This is a genomic window from Streptomyces sp. NPDC049585, assembly GCF_040675615.1.
Lineage (GTDB): Bacteria > Actinomycetota > Actinomycetes > Streptomycetales > Streptomycetaceae > Streptomyces > Streptomyces luteosporeus.
Genome location: NZ_JBFAPE010000005.1, coordinates 13,445 through 29,332 on the forward strand (window position 1 = coordinate 13,445; position 15,888 = coordinate 29,332).

Sequence of the window (15,888 nt, forward strand, 5' to 3'; positions counted from 1 at the left end):
AGGATCGCTTTCTGTCGACGTGATGGACGCAGATGTGGCACAGGTGAGGAGCAGACGACCGTTCAGCGCCGGAGCAGTACGGCGACGACGAAGGCAACCAGGAGACAGACCGGCTGCAACGAGGCACGGTTGAACATTTTCATCGCCATGCGTGGTCCCGGATCGCGCATCAGGCGCACAGCAGGTGCCAGCACGGTGCCGGCGGTGGCGAGCACCGCGCCTGCCAGTCCCACCGGTCCGAAGGAGGACCATCGATGCAGTGCCAGCCCGACCGAGGCCGCCGCGGCGAGCAGCGAGCAGCCGCAGGCGAGGATGCTCGCGGTGCGCAAACCGTAGACGACGGGCACGGTACGGATGCCGAGGTGCACATCCTCGTCGACGTCCGCCATGTCGTTGACGATGTTGCGCCCACCGACCTCCCAGGCGATCATCCACACTGCCAGCAGGAGCAGCGGTATCACCGGTCGCCGGACCGGCATGGCGAAGGCACCCGCAAGCGCCCCCGCCCCGACCATCAAGCCGGACAGCACGAACTTGTAGTGACTGACCGTTGCGAGGAGGCAATAGCCGATCTGCAACGCGACAGCAGCGGCGAACAGCGCCAGGCACATCGGCTCGAGTGCGGCGCACAGCGTCGCGGCGAGCACCGCCAGGCCCCCCACCCACACCACCGCAGCGACCGTCGAGAGCTGCCCGCGAGCCAGTGGGTGACGTGCGCCGGTACTGTCGAGATCGAACCCGTCATAGGCACGCTCGTGAGCGAAGCGTCGCCGGTCCAGGCGTGCGTCCATCAGATCGTTGGCGGCGAAGACCGCGACGTAGCCGGCGAGCGCTGCCAGCGTCATCGTGGACAGCCGAGGCAGAGAGGGGTGGTCGGTCACGATCAGCGCGCCGATCAGCGGCTGGGCCACACTCAGGCCTGCCTGCGTCCCACGGGAGAAGCCGTACAGCGCCCGGAGGCGTTCGGTCATCAGTCTCACGCACGACTCCGGGTGTGACAGGAGGGTTCACGGCTGTGGCGCGGCCGTGTGGCCGTAGGGCGAGCGGGCAGTGAGCCGGAGCCGGCGTAGGCGTGGGCGAAGGCGATTGCCTCGGGGCCGGGTTCGGCGATGCGCCGGATGCGGGTCAACCGCAGGCGCAGAGCGAACTGACGCTCCTGCGCACTCCCCTCCGGAAGGTGAAGAAGGTGGAGGAGTTCCTCGGAGAAGGACTGCGCCTGCCACACGGCATCGATGCGTCGCGCGCTGTAGCCGTCGAGGTCGGCGGTATCGCCGCCGCCGAGGGCGGCGATCAATGCCTGCCCCAGGTCAGCGGCGTCCGCGATGGCAAGGTTCATACCCTTTGCCCCGGACGGCGTCAAAAGGTGTGCGCTGTCACCGGCGAGAAGGACACGTCCGTAGCGCAGGCGTCCGCAGACTCGGCTGCGCATGCGCAGCATCCTGCTCTCCACCACGCGGACGGCCCGGGGCCGGCACGCACCCGGTTCCAACCGCGCGACCAGCTCCCGTACGATGCGCTGGTGCGGCCACCGCCCGAGATCGTCGCCGGGGTCCACTTGCAGGTACAGGCGCGCCATGGTGCCGGAACGCGGCATGATCCCCGCGAATCCTGCCTCGTTGATGCAGTACAGCACCTCATCAACCGGCCGTGCCACATCGGCAAGCACCGTCAGCCAGTCGTACGGGTAGCGGCGGTACAGGACACGCGTGGCATTTCCGGGATCCTCGGGAATTGATTGCGCCACGGGGCCATTGGCACCGTCACATCCGACGACGTAGTCGCACTCCACATCGAGGCCCGCAGTGCGTACCCTCGGTCGGCCACCGCCACCCGGCTCGACAGCGGTCACGCCCTGCTCGAACCGTGGCGGACAGCCTGCTTCGACGAGCCTGCCGATCAGGTCACGAACGAGCTCCTGCTGCGGATAGACCCAGTGGTGAGCCCCGCCGGCGAAGTCGGCGTAGTGCACGGGTACGCGTTCTCCCAGACACGTGAAGTCACATCGCCCGTGCCGACGAGCCTCTGCCAGGAGACGATCCGCCAGTCCCTGCTCGCGCAGGTATGCCACGACCCGGTGTTCCAACAGACCGGCACGGGTTCGCTGCTCGATCCACTTACGGGACTTGCACTCCAACAGACACACACCGATGCCCACCTGGTGCAGCACGTTGGCGAGCACCAGCCCGGCCGGCCCGGCGCCGACGACGGCAACCTGGGTGCGCAGTACGCAGGTCACATGTCCTTCCCGACTGCGGCGCACCGGACGGTCGCAACGGCCGCCGGCGCAACCCGGGGGCTGAACACCTCGTGTACAGCCATCAGCGGTTGGTCACGGTGCCACAACACATAGGTCTTGAAGGCGGCTTGACCACCGGGGGGCATCAGCCAGGCCTGGCATCCGGCCTCCACCAAGGTGCGACGGTAGCCGGTTCCCGCAGCATGCAACGCCTCACCGAGCGGCGTGGTCACATCCACCACACACTGCTCCGCCCGAGCCGAGACGTCCACACGCGCAACAACGTCGTTGACCGACACCACCCCGTCCGAGTCGACCAGCATCGAACGCCGCACCAGCACGTCACCGTCGACGACGCCCAGCAGTCCGGCAGCGTCGACGGGTGCCGCTGCGATCGGCAGCCGCCTGATTCGCGCACACCGGACCGACACCGGCTGACCGAGCAAGGCCCGCAGCAGCGTGGTGGTCAGGCCCTCACTGCTGAGCAACATTCTCGTCAGGGGCGAGACGAACCGGTCGATGCGCGTGGCGAAGTCACCCCTGTCGCTGTTGCAGAACTCGGCACCGCTGGACAGTGGAAGCGGGGACAAGGGCATGGCTCCTCGTGGCGTGCGGATTTGCGAGCACCACTCGACACCCGTCGAGGCTTCGGACCAACGCCGGCCATCCTGCCGGTCCGGGCCATGCAGGAACGTTCCGGATCTGTGCTTGTCACACCTTCAAGTGATGACCGCGCAGGCTCGTGCCTCGCCGGCCACTACCTTGGGCAGAATGGGCTGTCGCTCGACCCGATTCCGCACACTGGTGCAACTCGACCGAATGGGCGGCTCCTTGACGACCCGGACCATGCGCGCCGCCGCAATCGGCTTCCGCACCACCGCCGCTCGCGTCCGCAACGCCTCGACCAGGTGAGGCGGCGTGGACGATGCCACGTGAGCTGCATGTTCTGCCAGAGACCGAGGGTTTCGCCGGCACCCGGAGGGCCGGCTCCGCCCTGCGCCAGTGTGCACGGCTGGCCTGTCACCGGCCCCGACGACTGCTGGTCGCCCTCACGACCGCCTCGCTCCTGCTTTCCTTGCTCGGCGCCGTCGTCGGTACGGGATTTTCCCCCGGCGGTTACGATCCCGCAGGCGCCGACTCGGTACGTGCCGACGCCTATCTCGACCGCCACTTTCACAATGGAACGCCCGACGTGGCGATCCTGGCCACGTCAATGGCACGGGTCGACACCCCCACCACACGGCAAGCCGGTCTGCGGCTCACCCGCACTGCGGCCGGCCTCCCCGGAGTCTCGGCGGTGCAGTCCTACTGGACCACCGCCGATCCGGCCCTTCGCTCCCACGACGGCCGCACCGGACTTCTCCTGCTTCACCTCTCCGGGGGCTCCAAGCGCATCCACGACACAGCCGAGACCGTCCTACCGGCTCTCGACGCGGTGGCCGGACCGCTGCGCCTGGCGGCAACAGGAACCGTGCCAACCGAACGTGATGCCGAGCAGATCACCAAGGCCGATCTGGTGCGCTCCGAGCTGCTTGCCGCTCCTGTCGTCATGGTCCTGCTGCTCGTCGTCTACCGTTCCGCCCTTGCGGCCCTCCTGCCGGTCGCGATCGGTGCCGCATCCGTCGCCGTGGCCACCGCGGCGCTGCGGCTCCTGGCACTCGTCACCCCCGTCTCGGTCTTCGCGCAGAACATCACCACGGCCCTCGGCTTCGGACTCGCCGTCGACTACAGCCTCTTCCTGCTGTCCCGCTACCGCGAGGAGACGGCGACCGGCGCCGATCCGCGGCGCGCACTCACCACCACCCTTGTCACCGCTGGGCACACCGTGCTCGTGTCCGCCACGACGGTCATGCTCAGTGCCTGCGGCCTGCTGGTCTTCCCCATGTACTTCCTGCGCTCCCTCGGTTTCGCCTCGATCGCCGTTGTCGCCTGCGCGACTGCCTTCACACTGCTGGCGATGCCCGCTCTGCTGGCAGTAGCAGGCGACCGCCTGACACGGACCGGTCGTTACCTGCGTCGCAGCCCGGCGAAGCAGGAGGAGCGTTGGTACCGCATGGCCCACGCCGCGATGAAGCGCCCCTTCGTCGTCGTCGCCACCACCACCGTCCTGCTGCTGACCCTGGCACTCCCTTTCGCCCAGGCACATTTCGGGCGCTTCGACGACAGGCTCCTGCCACCAACCGCCCGGGCGCGGCAGGCCGGCACCCAGCTGCGGGCGCAGTTCCCCCCGCAGACAGCCGACCCGATCAGCATCGCGCTCCCCCACATCACTGCAGGACCGGCCGGGGCCCGCGTCCTCGACGACTACGCCCGCAGGCTCTCGCGTATCCCCGGCGTCACCGGCATCGAGACGGCGACAGGCAGCTACCGGGCGGGGAGACACCGAGCGGATGTCCTTCAGCCGCGCATGTACACCGGGCCGTCCGGCAGCTGGCTGCGGGTCATCGCAGGCCCGGGGGCGAAAGGAAGCGATCCGCAACTGCTGATGGCGAAACTGCGAGCTGTACCGATCGGCCGGCAGGCCTGGGTGGGAGGGCCGCACGCGACGCTCTCGGACACGAAAGCGAGTATCACCGATCGCCTGCCCTGGGCGTTGGCCATCCTCGTCGGCAGCGTGTTCGCCATGATGCTGCCGTTCGTGCGCAGTGTCCTCGCCCCGTTCAAGGCGGTGATGCTCGCCGGACTCAGCCTCACCGCCTCCTTCGGATCCATGGTGTGGATCTTTCAGTTCGGACATCTGCACTGGCTGCTCGGCGACTTCCCGGTCACCGGGTCGATCGATTCCAACCTGCCTGTCCTGTTGCTGTGCGTCGTCTTCGGTCTGGCCACTGACTACGAACTGTTCATCCTTGCCCGTATCAAAGAACGATACGAAGTGACCGGTGACAACAACGAGGCCGTTGCGTGGGGAGTGGCCCGCAGTGGCCGCCTCGTGACCGCTTCGGCACTGACCATCGCCTGCGTCTTCGCCGCCATGGCCACCTCCCACATGTCACAACTGAAGATGGTGGGATTCGGCACGATGCTCGCCGTGCTCCTCGACGCCACCGTCGTACGCATCGCCCTTCTGCCCGCGCTCATGAGTCTGGCCAGCCGATGGAACTGGTGGTGGCCATGGCCGGGCGTACAGCGTGCCCGACGAGTCGGGGATGCCGATCAGCATTGATGCGGCTGCTGCGGACCGTGCCGCCATCAATGCATCTGTGCCGCGAAGGCCTCGTACGCCCGCTCGTCGAACAGCACGAAGCGGACCTCCTCCACTGACGTCTCCGTCGCCCGCACCGTCTCCACCGCAATGCGTGCGCCGTCCTGCATCGGCCAGCCGTAGATGCCCGTGGAGATCGCGGGAAAGGCGACCGTTCGCGCACCCAGTTCGTCGGCCACCCGCAGCGACTCGCGGTAGCACGAGGCGAGGAGCTCCGAGCGGTCCTCCTGCGCCGACCACACCGGGCCCACGGTGTGAATGACCCAGCGGGCCGGAAGGCGGCCGGCGGGGGTGGACACCGCGTGGCCCGTGGGGAGCCCCTTGCCGTAGTGGGAGGCGCGCAGGGCGCGGCAGGCGGCGAGGATGTCGGGGCCGCCAGCGCGGTGGATGGCGCCGTCGACGCCGCCTCCGCCGAGGAGGGAGGAGTTGGCGGCGTTGACGACCGCGTCGACGTGCTGGCGGGTGATGTCGCCCCGGGCGAGGGTGAGGGTGGTCATGGGTTCCATGGTCGCGCACGCGCCGGCCCCGCGGAATCGATCTTTCTTGCGTCCGGTCGCCTTCCCGGTGCACCATGCCGCGATGGAAGGTGGATGATCCGTGACGGAGCGTGAAGAAGACGGAGGCCGGGCGGGCGTGGCTCGGCCGTGTGGTGACGGTTCGTCGTGATGGTGGTGCGGTGGCGGCTGAGGTCCGGTGAGGGGCGCGGGGCGGGGCGCCCGCCGGGGTTGCGGGAGCGGTGCGAGCAGCGGGTACGGGCACTGGGGCTGCCGCGTGCGGGGGCTTTGACGGTCGACGACGTCTGCGAGCACATCAGCAGCCTGCACGGCCGGCCGATTCATCTCATGGCCCTGGAGCTGCCGGTGGGCAGTCCGGACGGGTTGTGGGTCTCCGCGGAGAACGCGGACTACGTCGTTTTCGAGCGCCGGCTGGCGCCGGTCCACCAGCAGCAGGTGATCCTGCACGAGATCGGTCATCTGGTGTGCGACCACGAGGCGGCGCCGGTGCTCTCGGCGGACTCCTCACGGCTGCTGCTGCCCTCGCTGGACCCGGAGATGGTGCGCCGGACGCTGGGCCGCGAGCACGAGCACTCGGACGTGGAGATGGAGGCGGAGCTGGTGGGTTCGCTCATCGGGCGCCACATCAGTAGCTGGACCGCGCAGCGGCCGTGGTCCGTCCCGCCGGAGGCGCAGGAACTCGCCGCCCGGCTCGCCGCCCTGCAGTCCCCGACCCACCGAGGGAGAAATGAATAGCGTCCTGTATCCGGTCTGCGCCGTCGTCGCGTTGCTGGCACTGCTGTACAAGGTGCGCGTGCTGCGCACCGACAGATCACCCACGCAGCTCGCCCTGACGGGCAACTTCGTGCTCCTGTTCGTCACGTACACCGTTTCCACGCCGGCCGTCTGGGTGGCCACCAGCAAAGCCGTGGGCATCGTGAACTTCTCGGGTCTGCTCACGCAGAGCTGTGTGGTGCTGATGTCCGCCTGCCAGCAACTGGTGCTGCTGCACCTGACGTACGAGCGCGAGGTGGCCCGGCGCAAGGCCGTGCCGCGGCTGCTGGGGCTGGCGCTGGCCCTGGTGGCGATGGTGACGCTGTTCTCGGCGGCGACCGTCGAGCGGGAGGCGCCGAACGACTTCGCGCTCTCGCACGCGCAGTACTACCCGGCCTACATCGTCGTCTACTTGCTGGCCTATTCGGCGAACCAGATCGACGTCGGCCTGCTGGGCTGGCGCTATGCGAGGATCGCCGCCGCGCCGTGGCTGCGGCGCGGGCTGTACCTGATCGCGCTCACGCTGCCGTTCGCCCTGGTCTACAGCGCCTGCCGGGCGGCGGACGTCGTGGCGGGGCAGTTCGGCACGAGCGGGCGCGCCTGGGAGCCGGTCGCCCAGGTGGCCGTGACGATCGCCACGATCACCAAGACGGCGGGCTGGACGATCCCCGACTGGGGCCGGCACCTGAGCACGCTGGCCGAGCGGTGGCGGGACCGGCGGGCCCTGCGGCAGCTGTCCGGGCTGCACCGCGAGGTGACGGCGTTGGTGCCCGAACCGGTGATCCCGCTGGACACCCGCGCCGACGTGCGCACGCGGCTGTACCGCACGGTCGTCGAGATACGGGACGCCCAGTGGGCGCTGCGCACCTGGATGGACCCGGCCGTCGGGCACGCGGCGCGCGAGGGGGCGGCCGCGGCCGGCCTGGCGGAGCAGGACGCGGCCGCCGCCGTGGAGGCGGCCCTGCTGCGCGACGCACTGCGGGCGAAGGCCGCGGGGCTGCGGCCGGAACGGCACGCGGACACCCCCCGCGTGGCCGAACCCGCGGACCTGGTGGCCGAGCTGGACTTCCAGCGCCGGCTGGCCCGGGCGCTGCACTCCTGCCCCGTCGTCGAGGAAGCCCTGACCACCACCTCCCGCCCCCGTGCCGAGGAAACCGCATGACCGGCCCCGCGTCCCCGTTGCCCATGCCCTTCGACGAGGCGTTCTTCGCCGACCCCTACCCCGTGTACGCGCGGCTGCGCGCGGCCGGTCCCGTGCACCGGGTGGCGACGCCCGACGGTTCGCCGGTGTGGCTGGTCCTGCGCGAGGCGGACGTCCGCGCGGGGCTGACCGACGAGCGGCTGTCGGTGAACAAGGCCCGCTCCCGCAACGGCTACCGGGGCTTCGCCCTGCCGCCGGCCCTGGACGCCAATCTGCTCAACATCGATCCCGCCGACCATCTGCGGCTGCGCCGCCTGGTGTCCCAGGCGTTCACCCCGCGCCGCGTCGAGGAGCTGCGCCCGCGCATACGCCGGGCCGCCGGGCAGCTGGCCGAGGGCCTGGCGCAGCAGGCCGCCGCCGGCGGGGCCGTGGACCTCGTCGCGGCGTACGCCAATCCCCTGCCGCTCACCGTGATCGGGGACCTGCTGGATGTGCCGGAGGAGAGCCGCAGTGCGTTCTCCTCCTGGGTGGGGGCGATGTTCGACCCGGCGTATCCGGGGCAGGTCGCGGAGTGCGTCGGGCACATCCACCGCTTCCTGCTGGACCTCGTCGCCGCGCGGCGGGCCGCCCCGGGGCCCGACCTGCTGTCGGCGATGATCGCGGCTCGGGACGAGGGCGACCGGCTGAGCGAGGACGAGCTGGTGTCGCTGGCGTTCCTCATTCTCTTCGCCGGCAGCGAGAACACCCAGCACGTGATCGCAGGCGGCCTGCTGACCCTGCTGCGCCACCCGCGGCAGCTGGCCGAGGTGCGCGCCGACCCGGGCCTGCTGGAGGCGGCGGTGGAGGAGATCCTGCGCCACGCCCCGCCCAACCAGTGGGCGATTCGCCGCTTCCCCACCGAGGACGTGGAGATCGCGGGCGTGCGCATCCCGGCGGGCGACACCGTGATGCTGGGCATCGCCGCCGCCCACCGCGACCCCGAGCGCTATCCGGAGCCGGACGTCTTCGACATCCACCGCGCCGACAAGCAGCACCTCACCCTGGGGCACGGGCTGCACTACTGCCTCGGCGCGCCGCTGGCCCGCCTGGAGACGCGGATCGGGCTAGAGACGCTGCTGCGGCGGTTCGCCCGCATCGAGGTGGCCGCGGCGCCGCAGGAGCTGCGTCGGCGCTCCTCCTTCCGGTCGCACGCGCTCAAGGAGCTGCCGCTCCTGCTGGCCTGAGGCCCCGCCCGGGACACCGGAAAAGGGCACCGCCCGGCGGCGCGGACGCTGCCGGGCGGTGCGGGGCGGGGAGCCGGTGGGACCGTCAGGAACAGCCGTCGTGCTTCAGGGCGAACCACGTCTTGGGGCCGATGATGCCGTCCGGGTCGAGCCCGCAGTAGGTCTTCTGGAAGTCGATGACGGCGTTCTCCGTCTCGCTGCCGAAGTCACCGTCGATGCCGTACTTCGGCAGCTTCTCGCCCCAGTGCAGCAGCAGGCACTGGGCCTGCTTCACGTAGCGGCCCGAGCTGCCCCGGGAGAGCTGGGGCTCCTTGCCGTCGGAGTAGTTGCAGCCGTACGGGCCCGGTACGGCGCTGACCGCCGTCGGCGTGCCGGTGACGGCCGCCTGGGCGGGAACGGCCAGGGCCGTACCGGCCAGCACGATGCCGGAGAGGGCCAGGGTCGTGGGCAAAGTGCGGAGCTTCATGCTCGTCCTTCCTCGGTGGACACGACGGACACGTGAGGGCCTTGCTTTGCCGGTGGGTATTTTTGTGGCCGCGCCCGGCGGGCGCGAGGCGGATTCCGGCCGATCGGGGCCTGTGGTCCGGACCTTCGGCCGGGCGGGCGCACGGTAACAGCCGCCGGTGGGGGTGCCCGCGGATTTGTCACATGCCGAGGAACCTCGTTCCGCCTCCCCGCCCGGCGGCTAGCGTCGCCGATCGTCCGATGAGACGGCACCGAGGAACGAGGGAGGCGGCGCCATGCGGCGTATGCGTCCGGCCCCTGCCATCACCGCGCGCCTGGCCGGTCTGCGGGGCCGGCGCGCCGGCCCCGAGGCCGCGGTGGGCGGGGCGGGTGCGGGCCGGGGCTTGGGCACCTGGCTCGTGGTGGGGGCGCTGGCCGCCACCCTGGTGGCGCTGATCGTGCCGGTGACGTTGTTCCCGGCGACGCGGCCGGCGGCCGCGGACGCCGCGGTGGCTCCGGTGTGGAGCGACGACGGCCAGGGGGTGCGCGAGAGCGCCTACGGCCCGCTGACGGCACTGGACCGCGACTTCGTGCGCAAGGTGCGGCTGGCGGGGCTGTGGGAGCAGCCGGCGGGCCGGCTGGCCCGCGAGCGGGGCACCACCACCGCCGTACGGGCCGCGGGCGAGCACCTGATCGGCGGGCACGCGGAGCTGGACCGGCGGTCGGTCGACACGGCGCGGATGCTGGGCATCGCGCTGCCGGACCGGCCCACGGACCAGCAGCAGGGGTGGCTGGAGCAGATCCGGGCGGCGCAGGGCGCCGACTTCGACCGCGTCTTCGCCCAGCTGGTGCGCGCCGCGCACGGCAAGGTCTTCGGCCTGGTGGCGCTCGTGCGGGACCGCACGGGCAACGCGCTGGTCCGCGAGCTGGCGACGCGCGCGAACACCGTGGTGCTCGACCACATCACCGTCCTGGAGGGCACGGGCGTGTCGGGCATCGCCAACGCCCCGGCCCAGTCCCCTCCGCCGGACCCGGTCCCGCCCCTCGCCGGGATGCCGCCGCACAGCGACCAGGAGATGAAGTGATCGCATGACCCCCACCACCACACGACAGGGCCACAAGCGCCGTACACCGCTGAAGGTGCGGGCGCTGGCCGCGGCCGCCGCGCTGCTGCTGGGCGGCGGCGGGACGGCGGTGATCGCGGCCAACGCCTCGGCCGGCGGCACGCACCGGCAGCCCGGGCACGCCGGGGACGGGGCCCACGACGCGGCCCCGGCCGCGGCGGTGGCGAGCACCATCGCCTGTCCCGACGTCGGCGACCGGTTGCCGCAGGTGCCCGCCGCGGCCCGGCAGCGCGTCTCGCAGAGCCTGGCCGACCTCGACGCCCAGGTGGCGCGGGCGTACGAGCGCACCATGGCCTCGGGGTCGGCCGGGGCCGGGGTGCTCGGCGAGCTGGAGCAGCAGCGCTCGGCGACCATCGGGCGGATGGCCGACGCCATCGGGGAGGGTTCCACCAGGCCGTCGGACCTGATGGGGCTGAGCGCGTGCAGCGCCCGTACGGTGCGTACGCAGGCCGCTTCCGGTCAGCCCGGTGTGCTCAAGGCGCCGATGCCCGGCGGCCCGGCCCCGGGGGACTTCGCCGACATCCGCAGCGCTCCGGTGAGCCGGCAGCCGGCGGCGCGCGGCGGCGGCTCCACGGGGACGTTCGTCTCCCGCTGCGGGCGCAACGAGAACGGCCACTTCAACTCCGACAACGTCATCGTCACCCCGGGCGTGAGCAACGGGGCGCACCACACGCACGACTACGTCGGCAACGTGTCAACGAACGCGTTCTCCACCGACGCCTCCCTGGCGGCCGCCGGCACCACGTGCACGAACGGCGACCTCTCGACGCACTACTGGCCGGTGCTGCGCGTCCTGGACGGCAAGGCGGCGCCCGATGCGAACGCCCCGGGCGGCGGGCACGACGGGAACATGGGCCGGATCCTGCGCCCCTCGTCGGTGACGCTCACCTTCCGTGGGAGCCCGGTGACGAAGGTGGCGGCGATGCCGCGGTTCCTGCGCATCATCACCGGTGACGCCAAGGCGTTCACCAGCGGTCCGCGCAACGCCAACGCGTCCTGGAGCTGCACGGGCTTCGAGGAGCGGCAGCTGAAGGACAAGTACCCCCTCTGCCCGCCCGGGTCGAGCGTGGTGCGCACCCTGGCCTTCCAGAGCTGCTGGGACGGGCGGTCCACCGACAGCGCCAACCACCGCACGCATGTGGCCTTCGCCCGGCAGGACGGTTCCTGCCCGCGCGGCTTCACGGCGGTGCCGCAGCTGGTGCAGCGCCTGACCTACGACGTGCCGGCGCGCGCCGCGTTCGCGGTCGACAGCTTCCCCGAGCAGCTGCACAAGCCGGTCACCGACCACGGCGACTTCATCAACGTCATGCCGGACGCGCTGATGGCGAAGGCGGTGGGCTGCATCAACGGCGGGCGCCGCTGCTGAGGCGCGCGCCGACGACTCCCGGCGCCGGGTGCTCCCCATCGCCCCAGCCGCCCGGTGCCGGGGTACAAGGCGGCCCGGTCCTCCCACCAGGAGGACCGGGCCGCCGCAGTGCGCCGTGGGTGCCCGCAGGCCCTCACAGGCCGTTGACGCGGGCCTGGCGGCCCGGGCCGAGCGGAGGGACGCCGGTGCCGGCGGCGCGTGCGCGCCCGGCCGCACCACGGGCGCGCGGCCGGCGGGACTGGGCCAGCAGCCGGCGGCTGCGCAGGGCGAGTTCCAGCTCGAAGCGGGTGCGCGGCTCGCGCAGGGCGGGGCCGAAGAGCTTCTCGATCTGGCGCAGGCGGTAGCGCACGGTCTGGGGGTGGACCTGCAGGGTCCGGGCGGCCTCGGGGGCGGCGCCGCTCTCCAGCCAGGCCAGCAGGGTGTCCTCCAGGCGTTCGCTCTGCCGCGGGGTGAGCCCGTCGAGGGGGCCGAGCCAGCGGTCGGACAGCGCGCGGGCGAGGGACTCGTCCTGGAGGAGCAGCAGGTCCGAGAGGTGGTCGTCGACGAAGACGGGGCGCCGGCCCTCGCCGGCCGGGCTCGCGGGGGTGAGCGCGAGCAGGCGGCGGGCCCAGCGCAGGGAGGAGGCGGCGTCGGCGACGGGCACGGCGTGCCCGACGGCGGCCGTGCGGCTGCCGAGGACGGTGGCGAGGGCGGCGCGGGTCTCGGGGCCGGGGTCGGGGACGAGCAGGCAGACGTCGGTGTCGAGGATGCCGAGCAGGCCCGGTCCGAGGGCGGCGTCGAGCTGGGCGGTCAGGTGGGGGGTCTCGGTGGCGGAAGGATTCGCCAGGATCACCGCCCGGGCCCGGCCGGGCAGCGGCCAGCCGGCCGCCCGGGCCAGCTCGTTCAGGGCCTTGGCGGGCAGGCAGCGCTCCTCGGCGAGGGCGGCGAAGAGCACCTGGCGGGCCCGGGCGACGGGCATGGTGGTGACCACCCGGCCGGCGGGGCGCGCGGGGGCGGGCAGGGCCTGGCGGGCGGCGGCACCGACCCGCAGGCCGAGGGCCAGGAGCAGGGCCTGCTCGACCGCCGCCTGTGCCACGTCCCTTCCGAGCCTCTCCACGGCCGGCGCGAAACCCGGTGTATTGCGCAGCAGTTCGTCGACCGTGCGGGCCGCGACGGAGGGGAGTTCCCTGCGCAAGATGCGGGTCCATTCGCGGCGTGGTCGTGACCAGATGCGGGTGAGCATGTCGCACATCGTCTACCTCCGGACTTTTGCACGGACGAGCGATCCGAAGAGGGGTTCGGATCCGCTCGCCTGAGTGGGCATCATCGACAGCCCTCCGCCGTCTCGGGGTGCCCATGCGCGAATTTGTCACAGCGCGATAAAGCTTATGAAGGACTTGCGGAATTCAAGGATCCTGCTGTGCATTCGACCGCCCGGCAGCTGCTGCCGATGCGCGGGATTTTCCGGATTTCTCAAGCTACGCGGGCGCCCGCCCGGCTCGTCGCGGGCTGCCCCGCCGGAGGCCCCTATGTCCGTGTCCCCTCCGTCCTCCCCGGTGCCCGACCTGTTCGCGGTACCTCCGGCGGGCCCGCCGCCCGGCGGGGTGCCCCCCGGGCCGCTCCCCCGCCGGCGCCTCGCGCCGATCGGGTCGCGCCCGCGCTCGCGGCCGGCGAGCAGGCCCTCGGCCCGGCCCGCACTGCCGGCGGCGATCCTGTTGCTGCTCGCGGTGGCGGCCCGGGCGGGAGTGGCGCAGCGGACGCGGGAGTTCCTGGACTTCGGTGCCGGGGTGCTGGCGCTGGTCTCGCTGACCGCCACGGTGATGTGGGGGCTGGCGGCCACCGACCGGATGCTGCTGGGTTCGGCCCACCGGCTGCTGGCCCAGGGCGTGCACCGCGGGCTGGCGGTGGCCGGCTTCGGTTTCCTGGGGCTGCACCTGTGGGTGAAGGTGGCCGAGGGGCACACCAGCGGGACGGCCGTGGCGGTGCCGTTCGCCGACGCCGGCAGGCCGCTGCTGATCGGGCTGGGGACGCTGGCCGGCTACCTGTTCGTCGTCGTGGCCGTCACCGGTGCGGTGCGCAGCGCCTTCGCCTCGGTGGGCCGTTCGCGGGCCTGGCGGGCGCTGCACATGGGCGCGTACGTGGCCTGGGGCGCGGCGCTGGTGCACGGCCTGTACTCGGGGCGTGCGGCGCGCGGCTGGGTGACCGCCTCGTACGCGCTGTGCGTGGCGGGGGCCGCGGCGGCACTGGTGCTGCGGCTGCGCCGGGCCCGGCGCGAGCGGGGTGGCGGCGCATGAACGGGCCGGTGCCGGCGCTGTGCGCGGTGGGGCCGCCCCGGCTGCTGGCCGGCCTGGACCGGCAGATGTGGGTGGACCGGGCGGCGCACCTGGCCCTGCACGGGCCGCCGCCCGCCCTGCCGGCCGAGGAACTGGCCGTGCTGGCGCAGGAGATCGACCTGCGCGGTCGCGGCGGGGCGGGGTTCCCCTTCGCCCGCAAGCTGCGGGCGGTGCGCGACTCCCTGCGGCGTACGCAGGGCGGCGCCGCGGTCGTGGTCAACGGCAGCGAGGGGGAACCGGGCTGCCTGAAGGACACGGCACTGCTGCTGCACGTACCCCATCTGGTCCTCGACGGCGCCCTGCTGGCCGCCGGTGCCCTCGGCGCGCGGGAGGTGGTGGTCGGTGTGGCCCGCGAGGACGTGGAGGCGTCCGTGCGCCGTGCCGCGGGCGAACGCGCCTTTGAGGGGCAGGAGGTGCGCGTGGTGCGACTGCCGGAGCGGTTCGTCACGGGTGAGAGCAGCGCGCTGCTGCGCGGGGTGGGCGGCGGACCGGCGCTGCCGTCCGGGCGGCGGGTGCGGGCCAGCGACGCGGGCCTGGGCGGGGTGCCGACACTGCTGTCGAACACCGAGACGTTCGCGCAGCTGGCCGTCGCCGCCCGGCTCGGCGCCACGGGCTTTCGCGAGCTGGGGCTGCCGGAGGAGCCGGGCACGGTGCTGCTGACGGTCGCGGGGACGCACGTGGTGGAGACCCCGACCGGTCTCCCGCTGCCGTACGCCCTGCAGTTGTGCGGCACGGAACCCGGTCAAGGGGTGCTCGCGGGCGGGTACCACGGCTCCTGGCTGCCGGCGGCCGGTGCCCGCGCGGCGACGGTCTCCCGGGCGTCGCTGGCCGCGGCCGGCGCCGTCTTCGGGGCGGGGGCACTGATGCCGCTGCCCGAGGCCACCTGCCCGGCCGGGGAGACCGCCCGCGTAGCCCGCTGGCTGGCGGCGGAGACCGCCGGGCAGTGCGGGCCCTGCTTCCGGGGCCTGCCGTCGCTCGCCGAGGGCCTGTACGAGGCGGTGCACGGCGGCGGACGGGGTGCGCTGGAGGCGGTACGGACCGGGCTGCGGGCGGTGGAGCGGCGCGGGGCCTGCGGGCACCCCGACGGCACCGCCCGCTTCGTGGCCTCCTCGCTGGAGGTCTTCGCCGACGAGTTCGAGGCGCACGCGGCCGGCGCCGGCTGCGGGCGCCCGGTACTGGGCTCGCTGCCGCTGCCCGCGGGGCCGCGGTCCGCCGGGGCGGCGCAGGAGGGCGCCGCGCGGCCCGCCCCCGGTGAACGGCTGCTGGTCGACTGGACGTTGTGCCGCGGGCACGGCCTGTGCGCGGACCTGCTGCCGGGCCTGCTGCGGCTGGGCGCGGACGGCTACCCCGAGCGGGCGGCCATCGCCGTGCCGGCCCGGATGCGCCAGCGGGCGCTGCGCGCGGTGCGCCGCTGTCCCGCCCTGGCCCTGCGCTTGGAGACGGGCTGAGCCGGGCGGCGCCACGCGCACGACTTCCCTCGCCCCTTGAGTACTTGCGGGGCTCGTCCCCGTACTGACCGGCGGCGGCGCTGCCGCCGGGCCTCGGAGCAGAATCCCAGGAAGGAAGAGA

General features: G+C 72.7%; 14 protein-coding genes. 8 read left to right on the forward strand and 6 right to left on the reverse strand.

Translation table 11 applies throughout. The features are described 5' to 3' along the window. Positions 1 to 62: 62 nt before the first annotated feature. The 3 genes from AB0K17_RS07565 to AB0K17_RS07575 are packed head-to-tail and all read right to left on the reverse strand — an operon-like array spanning position 63 to position 2,832. Positions 63 to 971 carry a UbiA family prenyltransferase gene (locus AB0K17_RS07565; RefSeq protein WP_365967768.1) on the reverse strand — a complete coding sequence of 303 codons (909 nt, stop codon included), beginning with the start codon at positions 969 to 971 and terminating at the stop codon, positions 63 to 65. Between the two features lie 5 nt (positions 972 to 976). Continuing rightward, a complete protein-coding gene (locus tag AB0K17_RS07570) occupies positions 977 to 2,236 on the reverse strand; it encodes an FAD-dependent monooxygenase (protein WP_365967767.1) in 1,260 nt (419 codons plus the stop codon). Continuing rightward, on the reverse strand, positions 2,233 to 2,832 hold the full coding sequence (locus tag AB0K17_RS07575) for a hypothetical protein (RefSeq protein WP_365967766.1): 600 nt from the start codon (positions 2,830 to 2,832) through the stop codon (positions 2,233 to 2,235). The genes AB0K17_RS07570 and AB0K17_RS07575 overlap by 4 nt, the downstream gene beginning before the upstream one ends. A gap of 329 nt (positions 2,833 to 3,161) precedes the next feature. Between AB0K17_RS07575 and AB0K17_RS07580 the strand changes: the two genes are divergently transcribed. Then, a complete protein-coding gene (locus AB0K17_RS07580) occupies positions 3,162 to 5,402 on the forward strand; it encodes an MMPL family transporter (protein WP_365967765.1) in 2,241 nt (746 codons plus the stop codon). Between the two features lie 26 nt (positions 5,403 to 5,428). On the opposite strand, the gene AB0K17_RS07585 is transcribed toward AB0K17_RS07580, so the two are convergent. Further along, positions 5,429 to 5,938 carry an O-acetyl-ADP-ribose deacetylase gene (locus AB0K17_RS07585; RefSeq protein WP_365982460.1) on the reverse strand — a complete coding sequence of 170 codons (510 nt, stop codon included), beginning with the start codon at positions 5,936 to 5,938 and terminating at the stop codon, positions 5,429 to 5,431. A gap of 168 nt (positions 5,939 to 6,106) precedes the next feature. On the opposite strand from AB0K17_RS07585, the gene AB0K17_RS07590 reads away from it, so the two are divergent. Genes AB0K17_RS07590 through AB0K17_RS07600 form a run of 3 tightly spaced genes read left to right on the forward strand, consistent with a single transcriptional unit; the run spans position 6,107 to position 9,073 of the window. Next, the gene (locus tag AB0K17_RS07590; RefSeq protein ID WP_365967763.1) at positions 6,107 to 6,691 is read left to right on the forward strand and encodes a regulator component; all 585 of its coding nucleotides are present in this window, start codon (positions 6,107 to 6,109) and stop codon (positions 6,689 to 6,691) included. After that, positions 6,684 to 7,871, forward strand: a complete 1,188-nt coding sequence (locus AB0K17_RS07595) for an MAB_1171c family putative transporter (RefSeq protein WP_365967762.1) — start codon at positions 6,684 to 6,686, stop codon at positions 7,869 to 7,871. Before AB0K17_RS07590 ends, AB0K17_RS07595 begins: the two co-directional genes overlap by 8 nt. Beyond that, positions 7,868 to 9,073, forward strand: a complete 1,206-nt coding sequence (locus AB0K17_RS07600; RefSeq protein ID WP_365967761.1) for a cytochrome P450 — start codon at positions 7,868 to 7,870, stop codon at positions 9,071 to 9,073. Before AB0K17_RS07595 ends, AB0K17_RS07600 begins: the two co-directional genes overlap by 4 nt. An 85-nt stretch (positions 9,074 to 9,158) precedes the next feature. On the opposite strand, the gene AB0K17_RS07605 is transcribed toward AB0K17_RS07600, so the two are convergent. After that, complete coding sequence (locus AB0K17_RS07605) at positions 9,159 to 9,539, reverse strand: peptidoglycan-binding protein (protein WP_365967760.1); 381 nt, start codon at positions 9,537 to 9,539, stop codon at positions 9,159 to 9,161. 274 nt (positions 9,540 to 9,813) lie between these two features. Between AB0K17_RS07605 and AB0K17_RS07610 the strand changes: the two genes are divergently transcribed. Together AB0K17_RS07610 and AB0K17_RS07615 are read left to right on the forward strand one after the other, a co-directional pair. Next, positions 9,814 to 10,602: a DUF4142 domain-containing protein gene (locus AB0K17_RS07610; RefSeq protein ID WP_365967759.1), complete on the forward strand. Its 789-nt coding sequence runs from the start codon at positions 9,814 to 9,816 to the stop codon at positions 10,600 to 10,602. A gap of 4 nt (positions 10,603 to 10,606) precedes the next feature. Further along, positions 10,607 to 12,007: a DUF1996 domain-containing protein gene (locus tag AB0K17_RS07615; protein WP_365967758.1), complete on the forward strand. Its 1,401-nt coding sequence runs from the start codon at positions 10,607 to 10,609 to the stop codon at positions 12,005 to 12,007. Between the two features lie 133 nt (positions 12,008 to 12,140). On the opposite strand, the gene AB0K17_RS07620 is transcribed toward AB0K17_RS07615, so the two are convergent. Beyond that, positions 12,141 to 13,181 (reverse strand): helix-turn-helix domain-containing protein, encoded by a 1,041-nt coding sequence (locus tag AB0K17_RS07620; protein ID WP_365982461.1) that lies wholly within the window; start codon positions 13,179 to 13,181, stop codon positions 12,141 to 12,143. 334 nt (positions 13,182 to 13,515) lie between these two features. Between AB0K17_RS07620 and AB0K17_RS07625 the strand changes: the two genes are divergently transcribed. Further along, a complete protein-coding gene (locus AB0K17_RS07625) occupies positions 13,516 to 14,280 on the forward strand; it encodes a hypothetical protein (RefSeq protein ID WP_365982462.1) in 765 nt (254 codons plus the stop codon). Next, positions 14,277 to 15,767 (forward strand): NADH-ubiquinone oxidoreductase-F iron-sulfur binding region domain-containing protein, encoded by a 1,491-nt coding sequence (locus AB0K17_RS07630; RefSeq protein ID WP_365967755.1) that lies wholly within the window; start codon positions 14,277 to 14,279, stop codon positions 15,765 to 15,767. Before AB0K17_RS07625 ends, AB0K17_RS07630 begins: the two co-directional genes overlap by 4 nt. Positions 15,768 to 15,888: the final 121 nt, after the last annotated feature.